General features: G+C 31.2%; 29 protein-coding genes and 1 riboswitch. Of the genes, 3 read left to right on the top strand and 26 right to left on the bottom strand.

Going from position 1 to position 25,767, the window contains the following annotated elements:
- Window positions 1-19 precede the first annotated feature (19 nt).
- Together NSR03_RS04910 and NSR03_RS04905 are read left to right on the top strand one after the other, a co-directional pair.
- Window positions 20-607, top strand: a complete 588-nt coding sequence (locus tag NSR03_RS04910) for a hypothetical protein (protein ID WP_021339244.1) — start codon at window positions 20-22, stop codon at window positions 605-607.
- A gap of 23 nt (window positions 608-630) precedes the next feature.
- Window positions 631-849: an SA1362 family protein gene (locus tag NSR03_RS04905; protein WP_002507515.1), complete on the top strand. Its 219-nt coding sequence runs from the start codon at window positions 631-633 to the stop codon at window positions 847-849.
- Between the two features lie 121 nt (window positions 850-970).
- On the opposite strand, the gene NSR03_RS04900 is transcribed toward NSR03_RS04905, so the two are convergent.
- Complete coding sequence (locus NSR03_RS04900; protein ID WP_002507514.1) at window positions 971-1,801, bottom strand: lipoate--protein ligase family protein; 831 nt, start codon at window positions 1,799-1,801, stop codon at window positions 971-973.
- A gap of 171 nt (window positions 1,802-1,972) precedes the next feature.
- Here NSR03_RS04900 and NSR03_RS04895 point away from each other — a divergent pair, with 171 nt between their 5' ends.
- Window positions 1,973-2,359, top strand: a complete 387-nt coding sequence (locus NSR03_RS04895) for a rhodanese-like domain-containing protein (protein WP_002507513.1) — start codon at window positions 1,973-1,975, stop codon at window positions 2,357-2,359.
- A gap of 324 nt (window positions 2,360-2,683) precedes the next feature.
- Here NSR03_RS04895 and gcvPB read toward each other — a convergent pair whose 3' ends face one another.
- The 25 genes from gcvPB to NSR03_RS04770 all read right to left on the bottom strand — a co-directional run bounded on the left by gcvPB (window position 2,684) and on the right by NSR03_RS04770 (window position 25,752).
- Window positions 2,684-4,162, bottom strand: coding sequence for an aminomethyl-transferring glycine dehydrogenase subunit GcvPB (gene gcvPB, locus NSR03_RS04890; RefSeq protein ID WP_002507512.1), 1,479 nt, complete (start codon window positions 4,160-4,162; stop codon window positions 2,684-2,686).
- Window positions 4,149-5,501, bottom strand: a complete 1,353-nt coding sequence (gene gcvPA / locus NSR03_RS04885) for an aminomethyl-transferring glycine dehydrogenase subunit GcvPA (RefSeq protein ID WP_021339245.1) — start codon at window positions 5,499-5,501, stop codon at window positions 4,149-4,151. The genes gcvPB and gcvPA overlap by 14 nt, the downstream gene beginning before the upstream one ends.
- Before the next feature lie 17 nt (window positions 5,502-5,518).
- Window positions 5,519-6,610, bottom strand: coding sequence for a glycine cleavage system aminomethyltransferase GcvT (gcvT, locus tag NSR03_RS04880; RefSeq protein ID WP_021339246.1), 1,092 nt, complete (start codon window positions 6,608-6,610; stop codon window positions 5,519-5,521).
- A 75-nt stretch (window positions 6,611-6,685) separates the two neighbouring features.
- A riboswitch (glycine riboswitch) is annotated at window positions 6,686-6,792 on the bottom strand.
- Window positions 6,789-7,262, bottom strand: coding sequence for a shikimate kinase (locus NSR03_RS04875; RefSeq protein WP_236593604.1), 474 nt, complete (start codon window positions 7,260-7,262; stop codon window positions 6,789-6,791). It overlaps the preceding riboswitch by 4 nt.
- A gap of 273 nt (window positions 7,263-7,535) precedes the next feature.
- Window positions 7,536-8,183 (bottom strand): competence type IV pilus minor pilin ComGF, encoded by a 648-nt coding sequence (gene comGF / locus NSR03_RS04870; RefSeq protein ID WP_340719181.1) that lies wholly within the window; start codon window positions 8,181-8,183, stop codon window positions 7,536-7,538.
- Window positions 8,170-8,616: a competence type IV pilus minor pilin ComGD gene (comGD, locus tag NSR03_RS04865; protein ID WP_031265987.1), complete on the bottom strand. Its 447-nt coding sequence runs from the start codon at window positions 8,614-8,616 to the stop codon at window positions 8,170-8,172. The genes comGF and comGD overlap by 14 nt, the downstream gene beginning before the upstream one ends.
- Complete coding sequence (gene comGC, locus NSR03_RS04860) at window positions 8,594-8,911, bottom strand: competence type IV pilus major pilin ComGC (RefSeq protein ID WP_031265988.1); 318 nt, start codon at window positions 8,909-8,911, stop codon at window positions 8,594-8,596. Before comGC ends, comGD begins: the two co-directional genes overlap by 23 nt.
- Before the next feature lie 24 nt (window positions 8,912-8,935).
- Entirely contained in the window at window positions 8,936-10,003 is a 1,068-nt protein-coding gene (gene comGB / locus NSR03_RS04855) for a competence type IV pilus assembly protein ComGB (protein ID WP_021339252.1), read from the bottom strand.
- Window positions 9,975-10,949, bottom strand: coding sequence for a competence type IV pilus ATPase ComGA (comGA, locus tag NSR03_RS04850; protein ID WP_021339253.1), 975 nt, complete (start codon window positions 10,947-10,949; stop codon window positions 9,975-9,977). The genes comGB and comGA overlap by 29 nt, the downstream gene beginning before the upstream one ends.
- A gap of 99 nt (window positions 10,950-11,048) precedes the next feature.
- Window positions 11,049-11,672, bottom strand: coding sequence for an MBL fold metallo-hydrolase (locus NSR03_RS04845; protein WP_069820852.1), 624 nt, complete (start codon window positions 11,670-11,672; stop codon window positions 11,049-11,051).
- A 1-nt stretch (window position 11,673) separates the two neighbouring features.
- Window positions 11,674-11,997: an MTH1187 family thiamine-binding protein gene (locus NSR03_RS04840; protein WP_021339254.1), complete on the bottom strand. Its 324-nt coding sequence runs from the start codon at window positions 11,995-11,997 to the stop codon at window positions 11,674-11,676.
- Entirely contained in the window at window positions 11,997-12,983 is a 987-nt protein-coding gene (locus NSR03_RS04835) for a glucokinase (RefSeq protein ID WP_021339255.1), read from the bottom strand. Before NSR03_RS04835 ends, NSR03_RS04840 begins: the two co-directional genes overlap by 1 nt.
- A 589-nt stretch (window positions 12,984-13,572) precedes the next feature.
- Window positions 13,573-13,773, bottom strand: coding sequence for a YqgQ family protein (locus NSR03_RS04830; RefSeq protein WP_002512453.1), 201 nt, complete (start codon window positions 13,771-13,773; stop codon window positions 13,573-13,575).
- Window positions 13,757-15,214, bottom strand: a complete 1,458-nt coding sequence (locus NSR03_RS04825; protein WP_021339256.1) for a rhomboid family protein — start codon at window positions 15,212-15,214, stop codon at window positions 13,757-13,759. Before NSR03_RS04825 ends, NSR03_RS04830 begins: the two co-directional genes overlap by 17 nt.
- A gap of 14 nt (window positions 15,215-15,228) precedes the next feature.
- Window positions 15,229-15,768: a 5-formyltetrahydrofolate cyclo-ligase gene (locus NSR03_RS04820; RefSeq protein WP_021339257.1), complete on the bottom strand. Its 540-nt coding sequence runs from the start codon at window positions 15,766-15,768 to the stop codon at window positions 15,229-15,231.
- A gap of 148 nt (window positions 15,769-15,916) precedes the next feature.
- Entirely contained in the window at window positions 15,917-16,066 is a 150-nt protein-coding gene (gene rpmG, locus NSR03_RS04815) for a 50S ribosomal protein L33 (protein WP_002483181.1), read from the bottom strand.
- Window positions 16,067-16,196: 130 nt separating this feature from the next.
- Window positions 16,197-18,248: a peptidoglycan D,D-transpeptidase FtsI family protein gene (locus NSR03_RS04810; protein WP_021339258.1), complete on the bottom strand. Its 2,052-nt coding sequence runs from the start codon at window positions 18,246-18,248 to the stop codon at window positions 16,197-16,199.
- 121 nt (window positions 18,249-18,369) lie between these two features.
- The gene (locus tag NSR03_RS04805; protein ID WP_002507495.1) at window positions 18,370-18,969 is read right to left on the bottom strand and encodes a superoxide dismutase; all 600 of its coding nucleotides are present in this window, start codon (window positions 18,967-18,969) and stop codon (window positions 18,370-18,372) included.
- A 450-nt stretch (window positions 18,970-19,419) separates the two neighbouring features.
- Entirely contained in the window at window positions 19,420-19,833 is a 414-nt protein-coding gene (locus NSR03_RS04800) for a Fur family transcriptional regulator (protein ID WP_069820853.1), read from the bottom strand.
- On the bottom strand, window positions 19,823-20,683 hold the full coding sequence (locus NSR03_RS04795; RefSeq protein ID WP_021339259.1) for a metal ABC transporter permease: 861 nt from the start codon (window positions 20,681-20,683) through the stop codon (window positions 19,823-19,825). The genes NSR03_RS04800 and NSR03_RS04795 overlap by 11 nt, the downstream gene beginning before the upstream one ends.
- Complete coding sequence (locus NSR03_RS04790) at window positions 20,680-21,453, bottom strand: metal ABC transporter ATP-binding protein (RefSeq protein ID WP_021339260.1); 774 nt, start codon at window positions 21,451-21,453, stop codon at window positions 20,680-20,682. The genes NSR03_RS04795 and NSR03_RS04790 overlap by 4 nt, the downstream gene beginning before the upstream one ends.
- Window positions 21,454-21,573: 120 nt before the next feature.
- The gene (locus NSR03_RS04785) at window positions 21,574-22,464 is read right to left on the bottom strand and encodes a deoxyribonuclease IV (protein ID WP_021339261.1); all 891 of its coding nucleotides are present in this window, start codon (window positions 22,462-22,464) and stop codon (window positions 21,574-21,576) included.
- Window positions 22,465-22,473: 9 nt separating this feature from the next.
- Window positions 22,474-23,814 (bottom strand): DEAD/DEAH box helicase, encoded by a 1,341-nt coding sequence (locus tag NSR03_RS04780; protein WP_021339262.1) that lies wholly within the window; start codon window positions 23,812-23,814, stop codon window positions 22,474-22,476.
- A gap of 156 nt (window positions 23,815-23,970) precedes the next feature.
- Complete coding sequence (locus tag NSR03_RS04775; RefSeq protein WP_021339263.1) at window positions 23,971-25,074, bottom strand: Nif3-like dinuclear metal center hexameric protein; 1,104 nt, start codon at window positions 25,072-25,074, stop codon at window positions 23,971-23,973.
- A complete protein-coding gene (locus NSR03_RS04770) occupies window positions 25,075-25,752 on the bottom strand; it encodes a tRNA (adenine(22)-N(1))-methyltransferase (RefSeq protein ID WP_002507488.1) in 678 nt (225 codons plus the stop codon). It abuts the gene before it with no gap.
- Window positions 25,753-25,767 lie beyond the last annotated feature (15 nt).

Genomic DNA, 25,767 nt, shown 5'->3' with positions numbered 1-25,767 from the left:
TTTGAATTAGGAGAGAGTTATGAAGAAAAAAATTGTAGCTATATTAAGTGCTTCATGTTTACTAGTAGGTTGTGGTAGTCAAAATTTAGGTCCTTTAGAAGAAAAGACCACACAACTCCGTGATGAAAATCATAAATTAAAAAGTAATATTCAAGAATTAAAACAAACTATCGACAAAGAAAAAACAAACGTCGCCTCACTAAAGAAAGACAAAGAAAACATTAAACAGGCTAAAAGTAATAAAACGAAAGTAACAAATTTAAAAGCATCATCTAAATATTATCAAAATATAGCAAAAGCAATTGATCAATATAATGATATTGAAAGTGATGTATCAAAAAATAAAAATGATAAAAAGGTTCTTAGCAAGTTGACTGACATAACGAATAAAATCGATTCTGCACACACTACATATGAAAATGATATTGATAAAGATAAAATGAGTGATGAAGATAAGAGTAAAAAGAAAAACATCACTAAATTAAATAAAGACCTTAGCTCAGCAATGAATGATATTAGAGATGGTTATAGTGAGAAAGATAAGAAAAAACTTAAAAAAGGACAAAAAACCCTATCAACTATTAGTATTGATAATAAACAGAGTTAACAACTAAATAGGAGTGTTATAAATTGAAACGAGCAATTTTTTATATAATAATCGCAATCGCAGCAATTGGGTTAATTCTCAATTTAGATGCGTTTATATTCAGTTTTGTTAGTATGGCAATTAGTTTTGCTGTATTTGCAGGGATTATATATGCGATATATTACTTCTTCTTTTTAACAGAAGATCAACGAAAGTATAAACGCGCACAAAGAAAGTATAAAAGACGCAATAGAAAAAAATAATTTTATTGCGCTATCTTACTCTTAAAACTTTTATTTAAATCTATCTAACTTTATATGTATAAAAAATGTGAGGATGCAGTCGTTAAAGACTGTACCCTCACATTTTTTGAGTCTAAACATATTATTTACGATAGTTCCATTCGTCAGCTTTATATTTTTCAATGAGTACATTTACTTCTTCTTGTTGTTTATGCGTTAGATTTAGTGGTTTAAAATCAATATTCAATCCTTTCTTAAAACCTATCTCAAAAGCCTCTTCCATTTCGGGTATTGTAATATGTCGGTCTGAGATATCATTAATCGCCACTGCTTTTTCTAGAAAAGATTGTTTCATTTTATCTTTTAAACGCTCGTTTTTAAAAATGAACATATCGAATAAATCATCAATGTCGACGTCTTGTAACAAGGAACCATGTTGTAAAATGACTCCTTTTTGACGTATCTGCGCACTACCCGCTATTTTACGACCTTCTACAACTAACTCATACCAACTAGGAGCATCAAAACACACAGCACTTCTTGGTTGTTTTAATTTCTCACGTTCTTCCTTTGAACGAGGAATTGAAAAAGATGCTTCGAAGCCTAAAGCTTGAAATCCTTCTAACAAACCTTCAGATATCACTCTGTATGCTTCTGTTACGGTCGAGGGCATCTCCGGATGTGATTCTGGTACAATAACACTATATGTAAGTTCTTTATCATGTAGCACGCCTCTGCCACCTGTTTGACGTCTGACTAAACCATATCCTTTTTCTTGTACTTTTTCTATATCTATTTCTTTAGTCAGTCTTTGGAAATAACCGACAGATAATGTTGCTGGATTCCACGTGTAAAATCTTATAACTGGATCAATTTCTCCTCTAGAAACAAAATTAAGCAGCGCTTCATCCATTGCCATATTGAAATATGGATCATTACTTCCTGTATTTATAAAATTCCAAGATTCAGTCACACTAAAAACCCCAATCAATAAATTAAATTGTTTTAATCCTCATTTTATGTTATCGTTTGCAATAATTGTCTAAGTTTGTCAGCATTATCCAATAAATTAAATGAAAAATTTTGATAAATTGTGCTAACAGTCTTATAATATATAATATCGGTTAATTAGGGAGGATGCAAGATGAGTAATTTTTGGTTTATAGCGTTAGCAGCATTAATAATAATCATCGCTTACATGCTAATCAATTATCTTCTTAACAAGAGAGCAGTCACAGAATTAAACCAAAATGAATTTCATAATGGTTTGCGTAAAGCTCAAGTTATTGATGTAAGAGAAAAAGTGGATTATGATTACGGGCACATTAACGGTGCACGTAACATTCCAATCACAATGTTTAAGCAAAGATATCAGGGATTGAGAACAGATCAACCTATTTATCTATGTGATGCAAATGGCATTGCAAGTTATCGTGCTGCTAGAACATTAAAGAAGAATGGTTATACAGATATCTACATGTTAAAAGGTGGATATAAAAAATGGACTGGAAAAATTAAGTCGAAAAAATAAATGTATAAATAAGTATTGCGTTTATAAAACTTGATGTGCATTAGCTTAACTCTACATAATCATTTTTATAGCGGATTATTGACCTTATTGGGTGAATAATCCGCTATTTTTAATATATATATAAATGTATCAAAAAATTTAGTCGTCGTTTCTTTACTGGATTTATTACTTTTTAAAATGACTATTATTATTTGATATAAGATACTTTGTAATGAAAAGCTTTTGATTAATCATAAGAATTTAATATAAAAAATACTACTCCTATTATAATTTTAAAGGAGTAGTATTTATATTATAGAAATAAGAATGCATTACTCAGACGTTCTATTCTTTTTCTGAACGTAAATTTTCAAATTTCAATACTGGATGGCGTGCAGCTTTCGTTTCATCCAATCTATCTATAATTGTAGTGTGTGGTGCTTCCAAGACTTTGTCCGGATCTTCTTTAGCTTCATTAGCTATTTCTATCATTTTATCACAGAAATAATCTAGAGTTTCTTTTGATTCAGTTTCTGTCGGTTCAATCATCATACCTTCATCCACGTTAAGTGGGAAATAAATTGTAGGTGGATGAACACCGAAGTCTAGCAAACGTTTAGCCATATCTAATGTACGCACACCGTGTTCTTTTTGTTTTGAACCACTTAACACAAATTCGTGTTTACAATATTGTTCATATGGTATTTCAAAGTGGTCTTTTAATCGAGCTTTAATATAGTTAGCATTTAACACAGCAGCTTCTGAAACTTCTTCAAGACCTTTATTACCCATCGTACGAATGTAAGTATATGCTCTTAAATAGATTCCAAAGTTACCGTAGAACGGTTTAACGCGACCAATTGAGTTTTCAATATCATTATCATATTTATATTCGTTATCTTCTTTGATAACCATAGGTTTTGGTAAGAAACTAGCAAGTTCTTTCTTAACACCTACTGGACCTGAACCTGGTCCACCCCCACCGTGAGGGCCTGTGAATGTTTTGTGTAAGTTTAAGTGTACAGCGTCAAATCCCATATCCCCCGGTCTTACTTTATCCATAATTGCATTTAAATTTGCACCATCGTAGTATAATAAGCCGCCTGCTTCATGAACGATATTTCTGATATCCATAATATTCTTTTCAAAAATCCCCAAAGTATTAGGGTTAGTTAGCATAATTGCTGCTGTTTTTTCATTAACTAAGCGTTTCAAATCATCAATGTCAACTTCGCCGCGCTCATTTGATTTCACAGTAACTGCTTTGAATCCTGCAAATGCAGCTGAAGCTGGATTGGTACCGTGAGCTGAGTCAGGAACAATAACTTCGTCACGGTGTCCTTCACCATTTTTTTGATGATAGGCTTTGAAAATCATTAATGCAGTCCATTCACCATGTGCACCAGCAGCTGGTTGTAATGTAACTTCATCCATACCTGTAATCTCTTTTAACTCTTCTTGCAGACTATGAATAATTTCTAATGAGCCTTGAACTTGTGATTCATCTTGTAATGGATGTGATTCTGCAAATCCTGGTATTCTTGCAATTTTTTCATTTATTTTAGGATTATATTTCATCGTACATGAACCTAATGGATAAAATCCTGAATCAACGCCAAAGTTTTTGTTTGAGAGTTCGGTATAATGGCGAACCAAATCTAATTCTGCAACTTCTGGTAATTCTGCTTTGTTTTTTCTGATGAATTTATCATCTAGTAATTTATCTACAGCACCATTATCAATTTCTTTCTGTGGTAACGAGTACGCATAACGATCCTTTTTAGAACGTTCAAAAATTAGTGGACTAGATTTACTTACTACCATTTAATTCACCTGCTTTCTTAACAAATGTGTCTATTTCATCTTTCATTCTTAATTCTGTTACTGCAATTAACATATGATTATTAAAGTCTTCAGAAGCTTCACTTAAGTCAAATCCTCCGATAATTCCTTCTTCAATTAGAGCATCATTAACTTCTTTTACTGATTTGTCGAATTTAACTACAAATTCATTAAAAGATGTACCGTTAGCAACTTCAAAACCAGCTTGTTTGAATTGATCTTTAGCATAGTTAGCATTTTCAAAGTTTCGTACCGCGATATCATAAATACCTTGTTTACCTAAAGCTGACATACAAATTGAGGACGCCAAAGCATTTAATGCTTGGTTTGAACATATATTTGATGTCGCTTTATCACGACGAATATGTTGTTCACGTGCTTGTAAAGTTAATACAAAACCACGATTGCCATCTCCATCTTCGGTTTGTCCTACCAAACGACCAGGTATTTTTCTCATTAATTTTTTAGTTGTTGCGAAGAACCCACAATGAGGCCCACCAAATTGAGCAGGTATACCAAATGGTTGTGTATCTCCGACAACAATGTCCGCTCCGAAACTACCTGGAGGAGTTAATAAACCTAATGCAAGCGGGTTTGCGTATACAATCATTAAAGCCTTTTTGTCTTCAATAAATGAATTGATTTTTTCTAAATCTTCAACAGAACCATAGAAGTTTGGATATTGTACAGCAACTGCTGCTGTATCATCGTCAACTGCTGCTTCAAGCTTGTCTAAATCTGTAATCGTACCATCTAAATCAACTTCAACGATTTCAAATTCTTCACGTGTTTTAACATAAGTTCTTAATACCTGTAAAGCTTGATAATGTAGCCCTTTTGATACAACAACTTTGTTTTTACGTGTTTGATTGAAAGCTAAAATACATGCTTCTGCAAAACTTGTAATACCATCATACATTGACGAGTTTGCTATATCCATATCCGTTAATTCACAAATTAACGTTTGAAATTCGAAAATCGCTTGTAATTCACCTTGAGAAATTTCTGGTTGATAAGGTGTATAGGCAGTATAAAATTCTGAACGTGAAATCATTGAATCAACAACAGCTGGAGCATAGTGATCATATACCCCTGCACCTAAAAATGATGAATGCGTTTCTTTAGTGATGTTTTTGTTTGCAATTCTGCTTAATCGCTTACTTAATGTTGTTTCTGATTCAGCATCAGGTATAGCTAATTCTCTTCCCAGTAAGATATCTTTTGGAACGTCTCCAAAAAGTTCTTCAATAGAATTGGCTCCAATAGTATCTAACATTTCCTTTTTATCTTGCTCTGTTAATGGAATATAACGATGACTCATAGTAACACCCCTTTGAATTATTTAGTAATTTGGTTTTTCTTAACAATTTTAGCTTTAAGTTGTCTTTTTCTAACTTGTACAATTACTTCTTTACCCATTTCAAAAGCATCGCGATTGATTAAAGCTAACCCAATTGATTTACCACTCAATGGAGACTGTGTACCAGAAGTGATTTCACCAATTTCATGGCCATCTAAATCATAGACTGTGTAACCAGTTCTTGGAATACCTTTGTCTATCATTTCTAAACCAACAGTTCTGCGTTTAGAACCATTTTCTTTTTGGTCTTTGAGTACGCTTTTACCAATAAAGTCAGCTTCAATCAATGGTTTTGCAGCAAATGCAATACCAGCTTCATATGGTGTTATAGACTCAGTCAAATCTTGACCATGCAGTGGCAGTCCAGCTTCAAGTCTTAATGTATCTCTTGCACCTAGTCCACAAGGTTGTACATTAAATTCAAGAATTTTTTCCCATAAGTAAGGTGTATCTTCTGCATTACAATAAATTTCAAATCCATCTTCACCTGTATAACCTGACTGTGAAAGGATTACATTCTTTCCAAAGAATTCAACGTTTTGTTTAAAATCAAAAGGCTTCATTTCTGCTACGTCAACGTTAACATGTTGTTTAACTAAATCACGTGCTTTCGGACCTTGAACTGCTAATTGACCATAATCATTTGAAGCATTAATTACTTCTGCATCAAAATTTTTGGCATGTTCTTTCATCCATTCAAAATCTTTATCTGTATTTCCAGCATTTACTACTAATAAATAAACTTTTTCATCTAATTTGTAAGTAATTAAATCATCAATAATTCCACCATTTTCATTACATAGCGCAGTATATTGAGCTTTAGTAGTAGTTAAGTTTTCAATATCATTTGAAAGAAGATATTGTACTAATTCATCTGCTTCAGAACCTTTAATAATAATTTCTCCCATATGGCTTACATCAAACAAGCCAATGTCAGTTCTTACGGCATTATGTTCTTCTTTTATACTTGAAAACTGAACTGGCATTGCCCAGCCACCAAATTCCACAATTTTAGCCCCGCTATCAACAAAATTTTGATAAAGCGGTGTATGTTTAAGTTCGTTAGACATGAAGAAACCTCCTAAAAATTTTATAAAAAAAAACAGAGTAGACTAAGCTACCCTGTTTATGATACTCCAGGAATGCGTCACAGTATTATCCTTTTGCCTGAGAGTTTCGTTGAACTTGCACCTTCGGCGATGGTCTAATGTTATATATAATATAACCTACCATTCTCTCTAATACTGGTCATTCGCATGTTAGCTCTTTCATGATTTCTTTGTGTAAATCTGAAAGAGGATTACTACTATTTACTTTTTTGAATGCGATTTCATTATATCTTGAAACCCTAGATGAATACAAGCTTTTTAAATCAAAAAGTGATTTATTATTAGCATTCGGTCTATTATTATCATTCTTAATTCTATTGTAAACAATTGTCAAATCACAATCTAACCAGATAATTTTAGTTTGTTGCTTTAACAAGGCATATGACTTCTCGCCTTCTATAATGCCACCACCAGTAGAAATGATATCAAAACGATCAATACACTCTGTTAAATATTTATATTCTAGTGATCGAAAACCACTTTCACCTAGTTGCTCAAAAATATCAGGGATTGTATTGTTCTCTTGTTGAACGATATAGGCATCTAAATCGACATAAGAGAGGTGATTAGCTTTAGCAAGATATTTACCTAAAGTTGTTTTGCCAGTCCCCATAAATCCTATAAGAATAATTGGCTCTAAAATGTTATTTTTCAAAAATATCTTCCTTTTTTATAAATAAGTTGATTTGTTTTTCATAATAAGATTCAATATTATCTAACGTTTTTAGCTGAGCGCTAAATTGGAACGTGTAGTTTGTTATTAAAGATAAATATAGCACAAATATGACCATCACAAAAGGATATATATAGCCAGATATATTAAAATTGAATTTGTTTTTCAAATGTCTTATCCTTATCAAAAATTTTTAAGTTAACAAGTAAAGATTTATTTTTTTAGAATTCGAAATTTTATAGCCTTTACGTTATTAAGTAATGTGATATTTCCCTTCCCATTAATAGACTTAACAATTTTATTATTTTTAAAGCTATAAGATATAAGTTTATTTTTGTCTTTAATAGAAAGTTGAGTTACTTTAGATTTATCTATCATTATATCCCCCTTGTTATTCATTAAATCTTGCGTTAAATCTCTCGCAAAAAATTCACTTTCTATATTTAGATGATCATTTGCTAGAACACTTAAGGCTGTAGTTGATTTGAATAATGAAGGAATTATAGTTAGTAACAATACAGTTATCATTAATGCAAAAAGCACTTCGATATAAGTGAAAGCTTTAATCTTTTTATAATAGCAAATTCCATTTTTTGTTTCCCTTTTTATTATACAAATTTTATTTTCTTTAAGAGTTAAACTATATTCATCCAAAATCAAACCTCTTTTCAATTCAGGTTCACTGTAATTATGCAATGAAAGTAATAGGATTCTTTTCATTTCAATTTCTGATAACTTTTCTTTTGTAGCTTGATTTAATTGTAATAGCATTGGTAAAAACACTAAACAGATAGTAGTGATGATTGAGAAAGAAATAATAGCATCTAAAAATAAAGAAGCCGTGACATTATATTTTTTCAAATCTCATCCTTCCTTTTTCAATATGGAAAATGATTTTATATAGTCGACCGTTTGTAGATAGGTAAAGTGTTCCGAATTTATTAGTATCACCATTTTTATCAAAAGTTAAATAATTTATATTTGTTCTCGGATGAATATAAGTATTTTTAGTTAATTTTATATGAGGATTTTCATGTTGGGGTTCTCTAACAATAATTTTCGAGGAAAAAGTATTGAATATTAAAGTAATTGGTTTATTATCTTTAATTGCTTTCGATTTTAAAAAATTAAATTGCATAATTAGATTAGTCATAGAGTGATTATTTGATTGGGGTGCGGAATTATTTATAGAGATATATCTTACTTGTAAAAATAATAATAAACTTATTATACCTAAAACCATTAACATTTCTATATAAGTAAAAGCTTTATTAGTTAGCAACTGCTTCACCATTATTTATTGAAATTGTCGAACCAGTTTTACATCGCTTTTGACTTTCGTTAATATATCCTTCTGAGACGAGTTCATCGATTGATGTTGGCTTTTTATTATATTTTAATGAATAAGCTTCAATTTGACTGTTTATCATTTTTATTTGAGCTTCACAACCAGCAGTTTGTATATGTGATGATTGTTTTGCAATGTTAGGTATGATTAAAATAAGCAATAAACTTATGATTAATAAAACAAGCAACATTTCTATAAGTGTAAATGCTTCTTTATTAAATAGTTTTTTTAAGTTTTTCAAAAAATGCATAGGCTCCTTTCCTTTTCATTTAATTGTTTGCATTAAATCAAACATTGGTAACATAATAACGAGATATAAAGATACGATGAGAAAAGCTAATAATGTGAAAATACAAGGTTGAATGAATTTTATGAGGAGTTGTAAATAACGTTCTATTTGTGCAATGACTATCTCACTATATAATTTCAATTCTATTTCAACTCTACCTTTTTTCTCGCCTTCTTCTATAAATTCTGTTAATTCTTTTTCAAAACATGCGATGTTAGTTAAAATTTCACTGAGTGTTAATCCATTTTGTGTTCCAAGTGTTATGCGATCAGCTAAAAAATTTAGATATTTATCATTGCGTTGTTCAGCATAAATTTGCACTATTTTTTGCAAATTTACGCCATTTTTATAAAATAAAGAGAATTCAGAAGCAATTCGATACGTTTTATAAAGTTTGAAAAATTTACGTATGATAGGCAATGCTAAAACAAGCTTATGTTTATGCTGTATTGATAAAGTATTGTAATAAAGGATAAAGGCTATTGTAGTAATGAACAGTAATATAATAAGGTAAGATATGAAAGTAGGAAAACAGAGAATACATGTTGACAAAAATTGTTGTAAAGTCGATATTTGGACATCCATATTGTTATATAAATTTTGAAATTCTGGAATAATCGTATGATTTAAAACGATCAACATAGTTATGAATAACGTTAATAATAATAATGGATATTGAAGTGTTTTTAATAAGGCTTTTTTAGCATTATAATTTCTCAATAAATAATCATGTGCATGGGCTAAACTCACAGGTAAATCACTAAATAGCTCTGAGAAATAAATAAGCATCACAACAGGTTGTGGATATTTTAATATTCGAAGGATTTGATGACAGTTTGCACCATTTTTTAATTCTTCTTCAATTAATGCAGTTACTTTAGATGATTTAACTTTAATATGTTTTAATAAAAACCTAAAGGCTTCAGAAAGTGTAAATCCATGTTCTAGTAAATCTTTCAATCTTATTAAAAGTTCTATTTGATTTTTTTCTGCTATTATCTTTTGTTTGGGTATTTTAAATATAGCGATCAACAGTTTCTTCACAAATAACACCTGCTTTAGACATTTGCTTTAAATGAAAGGATAAATTATGAAAATGGTTTGGTAATGTGTAATCATTATTTAAAAAATAACTTATATCGTGTTGTAGTAACTGTTCATAAATTAATTTTCTTTCACTGTTATATATTGTGATTAGTCTTTGGTTTAACACACTCAAAATAGATTGGTTAATTTCTTGTTTTGTTATGCCCATTTCTAATAATCTTAATAACGCGCCCTTACAATTGTTAGCATGTATTGTAGTTAATACTAAGTGACCACTTAAACTTGCTTGTATAACGTATTTTGCTATCGTAGGATCTCTAACTTCTCCAATAAGTATAATGTCTGGATCACACCTTAGTATTGCCTTAAAAGAACTCTCATAATTAATACCTGCCTTTTCATTGATAGAAACTTGAGTAACGCCCTCAACTAATTGTTCCACCGGATCTTCTACAGTTATGATATTTAAACCTAACTTTTCCTTTGCATACATAACCATTTGATACATTAAAGTACTTTTACCAGATCCAGTTGGACCGCTAAATAGTATTAAACCTTGCTTTTTATTCATTAATGTATACAGTTTTTCAATATCATGAGTGATATTTTGCTTTTGAAAATATTGAGGAATGATTCTTACAACACAACTTTCATTACCGAGAGACAATGGTAACGTAGAGATTCTTAAATAAAATATTTGTTTTAGTTTATATATGTATCTTCCACTTTGTGCCGAATTATGTTTTGATACATCTAATCCAGCTTGATATTTCATATAAGTAAGCAGCTTTCTATAAACATGTGTCCGAATTGATTCAATAAAAGTTAAATCATCCTGAATTCTAAATTTGATATACACTTCCTTTTCAGAAGGTATAAAGTGTATATCAGTAGCATTTCTCTGAATTGCTTTCTCAATTATGTTGTTAAATAATAGCTTCAAAAAAACACCTCCTACTTATAAACACGTAGGAGGTGATAGAATTACTTTACCTATTTTATTTTCAATCGTTTTTATAATTTGAATTGACGTGACGATATATTAACCGTGTAAATAAGGATTTAATTGCTCATCCTCTACTGTAGTGTGCGGCCCATGACCCGGGAATAGTGGTAAATCAGCGTCTAATTTGAACAATTTATCTAATATTGAATTAACCAAAGTTTCATAATCACCTTTATATAAATCAGTTCTGCCTATACCTTGATTAAATAATGTATCACCAACAACTGCAAATTCATTAAAGACGAATGATAAACTACCTGGAGAATGTCCTGGCGTGTGAAGCACTTCGAAATTAAAGTCAGCAATTTGTGCTTTACCCTCTTTAAGTTCTGTTGGTGTCGCTTTACTTTTTATAATTGGCATGCCGTATTGTTTGAATTTTTCAGAACCATTTTTTTCTGTATTTGTTAAAAAATCAAATTCTGATTTATGCATATAAACTGGCACATCATATTTTTTTATAATATCATCTAAAACACCAATATGATCAAAATGTGCATGTGTTAACAATACCGCTTTTAGTGATTTATTAATTTGATTTAGTTTTTTAATAATTAACTCGCTATCACTAGCAGGATCTACTAAAATGACTTGCTTATCATTTTCAATAAAATATGTGTTAGTATCAACTAAACCTAAGCTTAAACTCGAAATCCTCACCCTAGTTGCCTCCATTTTCCAAATGATTTTGGACAGCTTTTACCTTATCATTCATTTTGCGAGATTTATCACGACGATCATCAATCCTTATATTCGTACAGACACGGTCTAAACCTTTATCAAAAGGTAATTCATGAATTACTTGAACAACCTCTAATAGATCTTTTAAGTCACCTTCGATTAATGTGTTCATAGGTGTCAATTGATAATCTATTTTGCCTTGTGCTTTATATTCTTTTAATTTTGTTTGTATTTCTGCAATATATTTACTAACACTCGGACCATCTGTACCAACTGGTATAACAACTACATCAACAATAGCCATTATTTAACACCATCCTTTTCAATTATATAAGTATAAATTAACCCGGCTGCTCCGGTAATGCCAGCATCATTTCCAAGTTGTGCTTGAACTATTTCTGTACCTTGTTGTGCTGGTGTAAATGTTAAATTATGATACTCTGTTTTAATATTTTCAATTAATATCAAACCAGCTGTAGACATGCCTCCACCTAAAACAATATATTTAGGGTTACTTGTAACGCTAATAATACTACATAAGTAGGCAATATAATTTGCTACACGTTCCGTAATGAAAATACAAAATTGATCTCCAGCCTTAGCCGCATCGAATACTGCTTTTGCACTTACTTCATTATCTTTAATTAACTGCAAAATTGATGATTTAAAAGTTAATTTAGGATAATAAAAATTGACCAAATTAACTACACCAGTTGCAGACGCTACGGTTTCAATACAACCTGACTTGCCACAATTACAACGGAAACGCTGATCCTGATCTACTCTAAAGTGTCCAATCTCTGCACCAGAACCGTTATGACCGTGAACAATTTCTCCATTAGAAATAATACCGCCACCTAATCCGGTTCCTAGTGTTATAGCCACAACATCATCTGAACCATTTCCAGCGCCTTTATGTTTTTCACCTAAGGCTGCAACGTTCGCATCATTATCAACGTATACTGGACAATCTACAAACTGTTGGAATATATGTCGCACATTAACACTTTCAGTCCAATATAAATTAACTGCTCCATTTACTTCACCCGTTTCGAAATTCACGGGACCTGGGACACCTATGCCGACACCAAGGACGTTTGAAAAAGTATATTCAGATTCATCTATGTAATTTACGAAAGAATCATAAACCTTTTTTAATAGTAAATAGCCAGTAGCATCAGACGTATCTGTATCAATTGACCATTTTGCTAAACGATCAAGTTTTTCGTCAAAAGCACCTAATTTACATGTTGTTCCACCAATATCTGCTGCTAATATGATTTTATTCATTAATTTATTCATCCTTCTCTGTTTTTTTGAAAGGGTATGCTATCTTTCACTGTAGTTCAAAAACGCTTATATATCAAGGGGTTTGGAGATTTTACATCAATAAGTACTTCATATTTTTTTAGTGTTTTTAAAATAATACGTCCTTTTTACCCTTAAAATATTACTAGATATTTCCTTATGTACATTTTAATCTTAATCAATTATCAATTGCAATTATAATGAACAATAAACCCCTGTTTATCTAGTTAGGACTTTACTAATATTTATCTAATTTCATAAAATCTGATTATAATTTTATATTGTGGTGACTTATAAATAGAAAAAGGCAACACACATACGTGCATCATCCAATTAAGCCCGTTAAAAAAACCGTGGCATTATTCTTAAATTATATACGTAATAACCATCGAACCTACTTAAGTTAGCGATGGTTATTTTACTAAACTAATGGTTTATAACACAACCATCAGCATTTCATAATCAATCATGCTAGCCCTTTCTAGGCGTATGATCTAGCATGAAATTTTGGTCTTTTTAATCCTCAAAATAAATTTCCCCCTGTAAACACAAATGTTATAAGGTGGAAATTTTATTTATTCATTCTTCTTTGATTAATAATTAATATACATTTCAAATATTCATCATTTGTTAATAATTTATAATCGTATAATGATTTTATTTCTTGTTCCATCATTTCATACATATCATTTTTGTCTTTAAAATATATAATAAAACCAAACTTTTTTAAAAGCTGAAGTACATCATAAAAATTATTAATCTTTTGGTTCACTATTATCGCTCAATTCTTTATTTAAATTAATATAATCATTATTGCTAGGGTCTGCCTTTAACGCAGCTTTTATATATTTTTTTGCTTTATCATCATCTTCAAGAGACCTACTTGCAATCGCTAGTTGATAATTTAATAGACCAGAGTCAGGAAAATACCTTAAGCCCCTTTCCCAACTTGCTACACCTTCAGATTTTGAGTTTAAGGTTGCATTAATTAGTCCATGCAGATAATATGTTTCATCATCTGCATAGTTCTTATCTATCGTATCTTCAACCATGTCTTTAGCCTCATTATATTGACCTTGCTTCATTTCATTTGAAATAATTGTATTATATATATTATCTTCATTAATCGTGAAAATACGAATTTGTGCTGCAATAAATAATACAAGCATTAGAATTAATAAGAACCAAAATCTGTTTTTATTCGCTTTAAAATAATAGCCGATTAATGTAATTAATAGACCACCTACAAAGCCACCAATATGTGCGACAATGTTAATATTTTGCATAAATAAGGATAATCCTATCATTATTACAAGAACAATTAGTAACTGACCAATAAGTTTACGATTAAACTGTTTACCTACATACATAAATCCAAATATTGCACCAATCAAACCGAATATTGCACCACTTGCACCTGCAGAAACAGTGTCAATATTGAATGACAATGATGCAAAATTACCAAATAATCCAGCAACAATGTAGATGACAAGCATTCGCCAATGACCTACGATTGATTCCACAATTTTACCAAAAATGAACAAACTCAGCATATTCATTAAAATATGTTCAAAATCGTAATGTAAAAATATAGATGAAATCAATCTATACCATTCACCATGCACAACATTAAAGTGCACAAGCCCTCCTACATCTAACATTTTCAAATCTGAAAATCGATTTAAAAACAGCACCATTGCAAGCCAGATGATAATGTTGACTGCAATTAATGTGTAGGTTACAGGAGAAAACTTTAACATATGTTTCTCAATGGGATTATTATTTAACGCACGTTGTTTATATTGATATTTTGTAAGTTTAGTATCTCGATTATAAATTTTCTTCATTATGAAATTTGGCATTATTCTTTCAGCGTGACTTGCTTCTCTAATAATTTTCACTTTAAATTTCAGTGGTTGTATTTCATTTAAATTTTCATCAGTAAAAGTTTTATCAGTGAATATATATAATTCATAATTTTTAGGTGAAAAATCTAAAAATGAAACGATATTTTCTTCGTTTTCTTGAATTCTACTTTTAGCAAATCTAACTTCTTGAGTGGAATTAGCACCAAATTCAAAGATAGCAACAGACTGTTTTTTCTTGTTTGCTAACCAAATTTCACTATCATCTTGATTACGATGAACAACATGATAATTAAAATATTTAATCCAAGTGTAGATACACTTCCAATAATGTTTTTCTGTAATCATTTCTGCCTCCATAATTAAGTTGTTGCTATTATTAATTTTTCAACGGGCTGATCATGTGATTCAACCTCAAAGTCACCAAGTTGGAAATCATAAAGCAAACTTATCGTCGGTTGTGTATTTTGACTTAAAAACTTATCAAAATATCCCCCACCGTATCCAATGCGATATCCACTATGATTAAAGACCACTCCAGGAACAATTAATAAATCTAATTGATTTGAAATTTCTGTATCAGCTTCGACATGATTAATACCTTTATCATCTGGTCCGATATGATCAAGACTATCTACATGTTTAAATGCCATTTCTTTACTTTGATAGTTTGTTTCAGGTACAAAAACAGTCTTACCTTCATTAATCATTTGCTCAATGATAGAATATGTATTTACTTCATGTGGCATAGATAATACAATGCCTACACGCTTTGCTGATTTATATTCACTTGTATCAAATAAATGATTTGCAAGATATTGATCTGAAGATTGTTTTTTATCATTTGACATAAAAGATTTCATTAATTCAATTTTATCATGGCGTAACGCTTTTTTACTCATAACATGCACCTTCCCGTTAATTATACTCTTATTATTATAACGTTAATGAATTACAATGTCATTAAACTGCAATTTTAAAAGATTGGTCAATTTAATTTTCATAAAAAATAACCAGATTCTAATAAAAGAATCTGGTTCAAAATATAAATTATTTTGTTTCACGGTGCATAGTGTGTTTGTTGTCACGAGCACAATGTTTTTTCATTTCTATACGTTCAGGATTAGTACGTTTATTTTTTGTAGTAATGTAGTTTCTTTCTCCACATTCAGTACAAGCTAGAGTTACGTTTACGCGCATGCTAATTCCTCCTTACCTTTTCAAAATACGACCTACTAATCATACCATTTAGTTATAAAATTGAAAAGTATTAATTTTTCAATAAACACCACTATGTCGGTATTTTTAATAAATAGTACCTTAAAATGATTTAATCTTTGTCTTTTTCTTTAAAATAATAATTTATAACATCTTTACCTAAATCTCCGCCGTTTAACCAAGGTTCAGGTACAGGTTGGTTGGTATATACGATTGAAAATGCTAATTGTGGATTTTCAATTGGTGCATAGCCAACATATGTTGCATTTACTTTAGGATCGCCATCTTGGAATACTTCTGCTGTTCCTGTTTTACCTGCAGAAGGCACTTCAGTATCATTAAAGCTTTCATATCCTGTTCCTTCTTCTTCATTAAAGGCCATTTCAAATCCTTCTTGCACTTGGTTAACTTCCTCTTCAGTGTTATTAACCTTATTAAGTACATCACCTTTGAATTTCTCTTTTACTGGACCAAGAGTGTCTTTATTAGTAGCATCTCTTACTTCCAAACCGATATGCGGTTGTACTCTATAGCCATCATTAGCAATGGTAGAAACGTATTGTGATAATTGTAACGGTGTATATGTGTCGTACTGACCAATTGCTAAATCTAAAAAGTTACCTGGATTATCAGTTAATGGTTCAATTTGTCCACTTGTCTCATTAGGTAAATCAATACCTGTTTTAACGCCTAATCCAACTTGGTTTAAACCTTTACGTAATTTTTGACCTGCTTCTGAAATATCTGATGGCAATGTCATATTTGGTGTATAAGCAGATCCAGCGATTTTCAATGCTGTTTTAAACATATAAACGTTAGAAGAATGCATCAATGCTTCTTTATCATCAATAGTCACTTTACCATCTTGATTAAAATAAGAACTTTTCTTAAGTCCGCCAGCAAATTCTAATGGTTGGTCGACCATCTCATCGCCTACATCAATTGCATCGTTTTGGTATCCGGCTAACAGTGTACCACCTTTTATAGAAGAACCTACTGCATATTGTGAAGTAAATGTACCGATATCATAATCTGTTAAATCGCCATTCTTATCAATTTGTTTACCTGCCATTGCTAAGATATCGCCATTGTTTGGATTTTGGACTACAATCATTGCATTATCCATATCTTTAGCACCTTCACTGCGCAATTTGTCAATTTGTTTTTCTAGATACTCTTCAGTTTTTTTCTGGAGTTCTATATCAATACTAAGAACTAAATCATCACCACGTGAGCCTGGATTTATAACTTTCGAGTCAATAACATCTCCAGATTTATCTGTAGTATATTTCATTTCTTTCTTCTTACCTTTTAGAATGTCATCATATTGATATTCTAAATAAGATTTACCTACTCGATCATTACGTGAATACCCTTTAGATAAATACTTTTCTGTTAATTCTTTTGGTATGCCTTCTTCACTTGTAGAAACGTCACCAAATATACCTCTCAAGGTATCATCATATGGGTATTTTCTATCCCAATCCATTGTAGTATTGACTCCTGGCAATTCTGATAATTTTTGAGATACTGCTGCATATTCTTCGTCACTAACGTCTTCGTTTTTAATCATTTGTGGATCTAAAGCTGATCCAGACATCATTTCTCTATAAATAGATAGTATCTGCAAATCTTCATCAGTTAATGTATCGGTTTGTTTAGCACCAATCTTTTTATATAATGCTTCATCATAGTCATCTTGAGAAATACTGCCATCTTCTAATAACGCTTGCTCTTCTTTCATCAAATCTTCAGCTTTATTAGGGTGAATTTGAATCCAATAATCTTGCTTATCTCTGTCTGTAATTTTATCTGTATCCATTTCAATTAAGCGAGACAAATCTTTAGCAATTTTTAAAACTTCTGATTGGGATGTTTTTCTGCCTCTTGCATATGTAATCGCCTTTTTAGATGCATTATCAACGAGAACTTTACCATTTCTATCTAAAATTCGGCCTCTTGGCACAGCTTCATTAACAGTTAAATTTTCACTATTTTTAATAAGTTGCTCATAATGAGATCCTTCAGCAATTTGTAAATAACCCAATCTTAAAACAATTACTGCGAAAATGAATACAATAACACCAAAAACAAAACTAATTCTTTTATTCATTGTATTTCTAATCTTTTCATCATTTGATTTTTCTTTTAGTCTTTTTAGCAAAACAACATACCTCTATTCAAAAGTTCTCACTACAAATGATATATGAAATCAGACAATATTTCTATTATTTTAGTTAAAAAAATGACGACCTTCGAAAAGGCCGTCATAATCTACTGTTTAATTATTTAGCAGCGCTATATAATTCGTCAACTTTTTCCCAATTTACAACGTTCCAGAAAGCACTAATATAGTCTGGACGTTTATTTTGGTATTTAAGGTAATAAGCATGTTCCCAAACATCTAAGCCTAGGATAGGTGTTTTACCTTCAGTTAATGGGTTATCTTGATTAGGTGTAGTAACGATTTCCAATTTACCATCGTTTACAACTAGCCATGCCCAACCTGAACCGAAACGTGCTGCAGCTTGGTTAGCAAACTCTTCTTTGAATGCATCTAAAGAACCCCATTGTTCTTTAATTTTATCAACAACAGTACCTTTTTCTTCAGAGTTTGGAGTTAATAATTCCCAGAATAATGAATGGTTTAAGTGTCCTCCACCATTATTGCGAACAGCTGTTTGAATGTTTTCTGGTACACTGTCTAAGTTTGCAACAATTTCTTCGATTGATTTAGATTCTAAATCAGTTCCTTCAACTGCTGCGTTTAATTTAGTTACATAAGTGTTATGGTGTTTGTCATGGTGAATCTCCATTGTTTGTTGATCAATGTGTGGTTCCAATGCATCAAAACCATAAGGTAAGTTTGGTAATTCAAAAGCCATAAATAATCATCCTCCTAATTAATCTTAAATAAAGCATAACAAGTTATATTAGTGACAACAATTAATATGCTTGTGGAAGCAATTAATAGTCATAAAATAATATTTGTCATCTTTAGTTCCTTTATTAGTATATCTCAAATCAGACCTATTTAAACATATTTGACGAACTATTTTAAAAATTCAATTTAATTCATACTAATGACCTATGTTTAATTATCTCATTTTTTGTAGAAAGAATTATTTTGTGGTGATTTACAAGTTGTAAAGAAAGGTTTTTGTGTACTTATCTATTATGCAACTTATTCATGCATGTTTACCTAGTACTTAAATAAGTAGTCCATTACATTTATATAAAACAGCTTAACCTGTTAATTTTAAACGTAAAAATAAGCCAAACGTGTTTATGAACGTCGGCTTATTTTATATGTTCTGCGCTTAGTTTAAAAGAACTTAAGCTTTTTGGCATAATTCACAAACACCATAAACCTCTAATTTATGTGTATGAATATCTACTTGTGGTAGAAAAGCTTTAATTTGTTCAATTGGGCAAAAATCAATCACTTTAGTATCACCGCATGATTCGCAAATAAAATGATGATGGTGATGATCTGTACAAGCGATTCTAAATTTCATTTCTCCATCAAGTTCTGTACCTTCCACAATTCCTAAATCTTTAAAAAGGTGTAGGTTTCGATATATTGTATCAAAAGAAATACCAGGATAATTTCCATCCATTTTTTGTTGAATATGTTTTGCATTAATATATTTATCTTCAGCAACAAAAATATCTACCATTTCTCGTCTTTTGTTTGTATATTTATGACCGTTTGCTTTGATTATGTCAATAGCTTCTTCAGTTTTCATTTTTAACAGCCCCTTTTACCGCTCTTATTTTAAATTTCTGATACATCATCGTTATTGCGAGAATAAGCACTAGTAATACTACAATCACACCACCAGGAGAAATGTTCATATAAAACGCTAAGACCAATCCACTGATAACTGACAGTTCTCCAATAACAACACTTAAGATGATTAACTGTTTAAAACCTTTCGTCATGCGCATTGCGATAGCTACAGGTAATGTGATTAATGCACTTACCAATAAGATGCCTACAACACGCATTGAAGCTGATATGACCATAGCCACAATAATTATAAATAGAAACTGTATCCATTTAGGAATGCCAATGACTTTACTGTACTCCTCATCAAATGACAATATAAATAATTCTTTATAAAAAGATAATATAAAGGTAATCACAATGATCACAATAACGATAATAGTAACTAGATCACTTTCAGTTACTGCACTAATCGAACCAAAGAGTAAACCAACAATCTCTTGATTAAAACCATCGGCAAGAGATATAAAAATCGCACTCAGTGCTATACCTGCACTCATAATGATAGGAATCGCAATTTCTTGATAATTACTGTATGAAGTTCTAAGGTTTTCAATTAATAGTGCTCCTATAATAGCAAAAAGAATACCAAACCACATAGGATTTATAAATGTGAAGGCTGGTATAATTGTAATGACAAACATACCAAATGAAATACCACCTAAAGTGACATGACTTAATGCATCAGCAATAAGTGATAACCTTCGTACAACAATAAAAGCACCGATTAATGGTGCAATAAGACCAATAAGTACACCACTAATTAAGGAGTATCGCATGAAATCAAAATTAAGTAATGCTTCTATCATGATGAACAACACTCCCTACTATGCTGGTGATCTACAAATTGGATAGGGTGTCCATATATTTTCGATATTTCAACTTCATCCAGTGATTTAAAATCTTCAGTAGAACCGTGAAAATGTAAATGCTTATTCAAACACGCAACTTCAGTAGCTGTATCAGCAACAACACCTATATCATGTGTCACTAAAATTATTGTTACACCTTCATGTTTAAGTGTTTCTAGAGTTTCATAAAATTCACTTACATGCTTGGCATCGATACCACTTGTAGGTTCATCTAATATCAACACTGATGGCTCGCTAATTAATGCTCTAGCTATTAATACACGTTGCTGTTGTCCTCCTGAGAGCTCAGCTATGTTTTTATCTATCAAGTGTTCAATATTCAATCTTTGTAATACTTTTTTCACTTTTCCTTCATCGGTTTTATTAAACCATTGAATCATTTTTTTACGTTTAGTTAGTCCACTAATTACGACCTCTTTAACGCTTGCTGGAAACCCAGCTTTAAAAGCTTGCGCTTTCTGGGAAACATAACTGATTTTTAGCATAGATTGTTTTCCATTGTAATCTTTACCATCAACATAAATTTGTCCTTTTTGTATGGGCAATAATCCAAGTATAATTTTTAGCAAAGTTGATTTACCTGCCCCATTTGGGCCTACGATTGCTAGAAACTCCCCACGATTAATTTTGATATTTATATTTTCAAGTACTTGTTTATTGTCAAAATAATAATCAATATTTTTTAATTCGAATACTGGCGTAGACATGTTTTCACCTCATTTTATACTATACAACGTAGATGTCATTATGTAAATAGTAATCTTTACGACTTATCAAAAAAACGAACACTTTTTATTGATAAAAAGTGTTCGTGCTTTATATTAATTTTATTGATTTAAAAGTTTGTTTTGCAATTCAGGATCAAATTGTTGTTGCTTTAACATTTCAATCTCAAGTTTGTAAGGTGGCTTTTTACTTTTCTTATCTTCCCCTACGAAAGGCGTTTCTAAAATCTTAGGAACGTCTTTAAAACTATCATGATGAACGATGTAATTTAAAGCGTCAAATCCGATATAACCAAAACCAATGTTTTCGTGTCTATCTTTATGAGCACCAATATCGTTTTTACTATCATTCACGTGTACAACTTTAATTCTATCCACACCAACTATTTTATCAAATTCATTTAGTACACCATCAAAATCTTCTTTAACATTGTAACCTGCATCGTGCGTATGGCAAGTGTCAAAACACACTGATAATCTTTCATTATGATTGACGCCATCAATAATTCGAGCTATTTCTTCAAAATTTCTTCCGATTTCTGAACCCTTACCGGCCATTGTTTCTAATGCAATTCTTACATTATTATCATTAGTTAGCACTTCGTTAAGGCCTTCAATAATTTTTTTAATACCTACGTCAGCGCCTTCACCCACGTGTGACCCAGGATGAAGCACAATATCTTTTGCACCCAACGCTTGTGTACGTTCAATTTCACTTTGTAAGAATTCCACACCTAAATCAAAAACATGTGGTTTTATAGTATTAGCAATATTAATAATATATGGCGCATGAACAACAATATTTGAAAGGCCATGTTGTTCCATAATTTCATGACCTTTTTCAATATTTAATTCTTCGATGGGCTTTCTTCTAGTGTTTTGAGGCGCACCTGTGTAAATCATAAAAGTAGATTCGCCTAATTTATATGCTTCTTCTGCTGAACCTTCTAACATTTTTTTACCATTCATAGATACATGAGATCCCAATAACATAGTAGTCACCTATCCTTTTTTATTTTTCCTTTGTTGTCGACTTTGTTGTTTGCTATATTGTTTACGCTCTTTTAATTTTAAATCATCTAAATCACGTTTGAATTTCTTTTTATAACCAGGTTTAACTTTTTTCTTATTACTTTTCACTTTATGTTTTAATTCATTTGTTAAATGATCATCTTTATTTCTACGTTTTCGACGGGTATTGTGTGCTTTTACAGCTTTTAATTCACCATCTTTGATGTCGACATTTTCAAATTCATAACCACGTTGTTCAATCAAAGTAACATTTTCTTCTTCATCCGGGCTATATAATGTAATTGCGACACCTTTATATTGGCCGCGTCCAGTACGTCCAACACGATGGGTAAAGAAATCAATATCTCTCGGCACATCAAAGTTAATTACATGACTCACACCATCTATGTCTATACCACGTGAAGCTAAGTCACTCGCTATAACAAATTGGAATTCTAAGTTTCTAACACGTTTCATTTGTTGTTTACGTTCTCTTGGTGTTAAACCACCGTGAATCATCCCTAATTTCAAACCAGACGCAGCTAATTGTTTTGCTAATTCGTCTGCACTATCGCGACTATTACAGAAAATAATACATAGATAGGGATTTAAAATATCAATAAGTTTCAAGGTTTTTTCAACTTTCGCTTCACCTTTTGTTGGAATTAAATAGAACTCTATATTCTTTTTATTTTTTTGAGTATTTTCGATTTCAACATACTCGGGATTTTCTAAGTATTTGTTTAAAAATGGGTGCAATGATTTTGGTATAGTGGCACTGAAAACTGCAATATGCGCATTTTCATCTAATCTTGTAGCCACATAATCTACTTCTTCGATTAAACCTAAATCAATCATTAAATCTGCTTCATCAATAACCAAATAAGAAGCTAAATGAACATGTAAATCCCCATTTTTAGCTAAATCATTTATGCGTGTTGGCGTACCAATAACAAGTTGTGGTTGGTTTTTCGCTCTATTACGGTCTTTTTCTATATCTGTACCACCAATAAATAGCTTTACAGAGACTTCGTTTTTAAATTTGGCTAAGTGACTAGCTACATCAAATAATTGTTGTGCTAGCTCTCTTGTAGGGGCTACGATAATTGCTTGTGGTTCTTTATATTCTGTATTGATTGCATTCATTAGTGGTAATAAAAATGCATGTGATTTTCCTGTACCAGTCTGTGATTGACCTATTAAATTTACCTGCTTCATTATTTTTGGAATTACTCGACTTTGTATTTCAGTTGGTTGAGTAAAATTCAAATCCTTCACAGCGTCTAATAGACTTGGTTCTAAATTAAATTTCTCAAATGGGTGATTCGCCATGTCTTGGCCTCCTTAAATCTTCATCTTATCTATTATAAAGCATTAGCTTAAAATTTTGAACTAAATTATTTAATCATATTGCATATCGCATTCATTCGTTGTAAATAATAATAACTCGAACCTACCTGTCATAAGTAAATTCGAGTTATTCACGTATTATATATATTCAAATGGGTCTGTATTTAATTGAGATGCATTTATGTTGAAATCAATTTCTTCATCGTCTAACCATGTAATTAAAAGTTGACGCAACCCATCTTTCATCACATATTCGCTATAATGGTTAATATCTAATAAATTAATACCTGCAATTTTAGCGTCTAAAGCATCATGATACTTAATATCTCCAGTTACAAATATATCTGCGCCTTTTTTAGCTGCAGCATACTCAAAACCAATACCGGAGCCACCAATTACAGCAACCGTTTTAACCTGTGAGTTTAAGTCACCAGTAAATCGAACACTAGGCATATGCAATTGTTTTTTAACGTGCTTCACAAATGAATTTGCTGACATAGATGCTTTAAGTTCACCAATCATACCTAAACCATAATTTGATTCTTTTTCCATTTTTATAAAATCATAGACAGGTGTTTCATATGGATGATGTTGCGTGATTAATTGTTGCGTTAGATCGCGTTGATTGGCTTCTATCATAAATTCTAATTTATACTCTTCAACATGTTCTACAGAACCTAATTCTCCAATATGTGGATTTGCATGACCTACAGGTTTAAATTGTCCGTTACCTGGGCTTTCAAAGAAGCAATATTCATATTCGCCTTCTTGTGCTAATTCTGCTTCACTCAGACGTTTTTTGAAAGTCTCTAAATTTACTTTTGGAATAAATACTTGGACTTTAAAATATGGAATTGTTTCTGGGTTTAAAATATGTTGATTGTGTAATTCGATTTTATTAGCGAGCATCGCATTAACACCTTTTGGATAAACATCTAAATTTGTATGCAAGGCAATTAGATTAATGTTGTTTTGAATTAACTTACGTATGATAGCACCATAGCCATCTTGTTGTGTAATGTTTTTAACCCCTTTAAATATAAGCGGGTGATGACAAACTATTGTATTACATTGATTCGTCATTGCTTCCTCAACTACATCATCAGTACAGTCAAGCGCAGTCAAAACGCCTGTAACTGTAGAAGATGTATCACCAATAAGTAAGCCTACATTATCCCATGATTCAGCCGTATTCAATGGTACATGCTTATTAATAATGCGAAGTAATTGTTCGATATTCATTTATATCACCTCATTAATTAAATTAATTTCATTATTGATTTCATTTAAGCGTTCGGCGTGATGTTGTGGATTTAAATTCTGTTGTATTTTATATAATGCATCGCGTTCGCGTTCCCATTTTTTGAAAAATAAATTATTTTTATTTTTCAATAATTCAGGACCAAATTTTAATGCTTGTGATGATAACGGTTCAACATCTTCTAAATAATCTGCAACAATAATTTCATATATATGACCTTTTTCTTCTAATATATCCTCAGCTATAATATTGTAATTCATTTTCACAAGTTGTTTTCGTATGGCACCAGATTGGATGTTACTTTGCAAAATTAGTCTTGGTTGATTTGTTAATTTTTCAGAACCCTCATCCAGTATTTTAGCAATTAAAGGCCCGCCCATACCACAAATAGTAATCGATGAAATATCATCACTATTTTGTATGACAGATAAACCATCACCGAATCTAACATCAATAACTGAATTTAGTTGTTGATCAATGACATTGCGCTTTGATGCTTCAAACGGTCCTTTGATCACTTCACCAGCAATTGCCTTTTGCGTTAAGTTGTTTTCAATTGCAAAAATTGGTAAATATGCATGGTCCGAACCGATGTCCGCTAGACAATCGCCTTGTATATAAGTACTTACTTTTTTTAATCTTTGATTTAATGTAATCATAAAAAGTTCTCCTCT

Origin of the sequence: Staphylococcus sp. FSL W8-1207 (genome assembly GCF_038003745.1) — a bacterium.
GTDB lineage: Bacteria > Bacillota > Bacilli > Staphylococcales > Staphylococcaceae > Staphylococcus > Staphylococcus equorum.
Note: the sequence above shows the minus strand (reverse complement) of the source record. Positions and strands in the feature narration are given on the sequence as shown.

What these genes read in the sequence shown, in the direction of transcription:
- NSR03_RS04910 (WP_021339244.1), top strand. Translation starts at nt 20, where the DNA reads ATGAAGAAAAAAATTGTAGCTATATTAAGTGCTTCATGTTTACTAGTA.
- NSR03_RS04895 (WP_002507513.1), top strand. Translation starts at nt 1,973, where the DNA reads ATGAGTAATTTTTGGTTTATAGCGTTAGCAGCATTAATAATAATCATC.
- gcvPB (WP_002507512.1), bottom strand. Translation starts at nt 4,162, where the DNA reads ATGGTAGTAAGTAAATCTAGTCCACTAATTTTTGAACGTTCTAAAAAG.
- gcvPA (WP_021339245.1), bottom strand. Translation starts at nt 5,501, where the DNA reads ATGAGTCATCGTTATATTCCATTAACAGAGCAAGATAAAAAGGAAATG.
- gcvT (WP_021339246.1), bottom strand. Translation starts at nt 6,610, where the DNA reads ATGTCTAACGAACTTAAACATACACCGCTTTATCAAAATTTTGTTGAT.
- NSR03_RS04875 (WP_236593604.1), bottom strand. Translation starts at nt 7,262, where the DNA reads ATGGGGACTGGCAAAACAACTTTAGGTAAATATCTTGCTAAAGCTAAT.
- comGD (WP_031265987.1), bottom strand. Translation starts at nt 8,616, where the DNA reads ATGGTGAAGCAGTTGCTAACTAATAAAGCTTTTACTTATATAGAAATG.
- NSR03_RS04840 (WP_021339254.1), bottom strand. Translation starts at nt 11,997, where the DNA reads ATGGCTATTGTTGATGTAGTTGTTATACCAGTTGGTACAGATGGTCCG.
- NSR03_RS04835 (WP_021339255.1), bottom strand. Translation starts at nt 12,983, where the DNA reads ATGAATAAAATCATATTAGCAGCAGATATTGGTGGAACAACATGTAAA.
- NSR03_RS04825 (WP_021339256.1), bottom strand. Translation starts at nt 15,214, where the DNA reads ATGATTACAGAAAAACATTATTGGAAGTGTATCTACACTTGGATTAAA.
- NSR03_RS04820 (WP_021339257.1), bottom strand. Translation starts at nt 15,768, where the DNA reads ATGAGTAAAAAAGCGTTACGCCATGATAAAATTGAATTAATGAAATCT.
- rpmG (WP_002483181.1), bottom strand. Translation starts at nt 16,066, where the DNA reads ATGCGCGTAAACGTAACTCTAGCTTGTACTGAATGTGGAGAAAGAAAC.
- NSR03_RS04805 (WP_002507495.1), bottom strand. Translation starts at nt 18,969, where the DNA reads ATGGCTTTTGAATTACCAAACTTACCTTATGGTTTTGATGCATTGGAA.
- NSR03_RS04800 (WP_069820853.1), bottom strand. Translation starts at nt 19,833, where the DNA reads ATGAAAACTGAAGAAGCTATTGACATAATCAAAGCAAACGGTCATAAA.
- NSR03_RS04795 (WP_021339259.1), bottom strand. Translation starts at nt 20,683, where the DNA reads ATGATAGAAGCATTACTTAATTTTGATTTCATGCGATACTCCTTAATT.
- NSR03_RS04790 (WP_021339260.1), bottom strand. Translation starts at nt 21,453, where the DNA reads ATGTCTACGCCAGTATTCGAATTAAAAAATATTGATTATTATTTTGAC.
- NSR03_RS04785 (WP_021339261.1), bottom strand. Translation starts at nt 22,464, where the DNA reads ATGTTATTGGGATCTCATGTATCTATGAATGGTAAAAAAATGTTAGAA.
- NSR03_RS04780 (WP_021339262.1), bottom strand. Translation starts at nt 23,814, where the DNA reads ATGGCGAATCACCCATTTGAGAAATTTAATTTAGAACCAAGTCTATTA.
- NSR03_RS04775 (WP_021339263.1), bottom strand. Translation starts at nt 25,074, where the DNA reads ATGAATATCGAACAATTACTTCGCATTATTAATAAGCATGTACCATTG.
- NSR03_RS04770 (WP_002507488.1), bottom strand. Translation starts at nt 25,752, where the DNA reads ATGATTACATTAAATCAAAGATTAAAAAAAGTAAGTACTTATATACAA.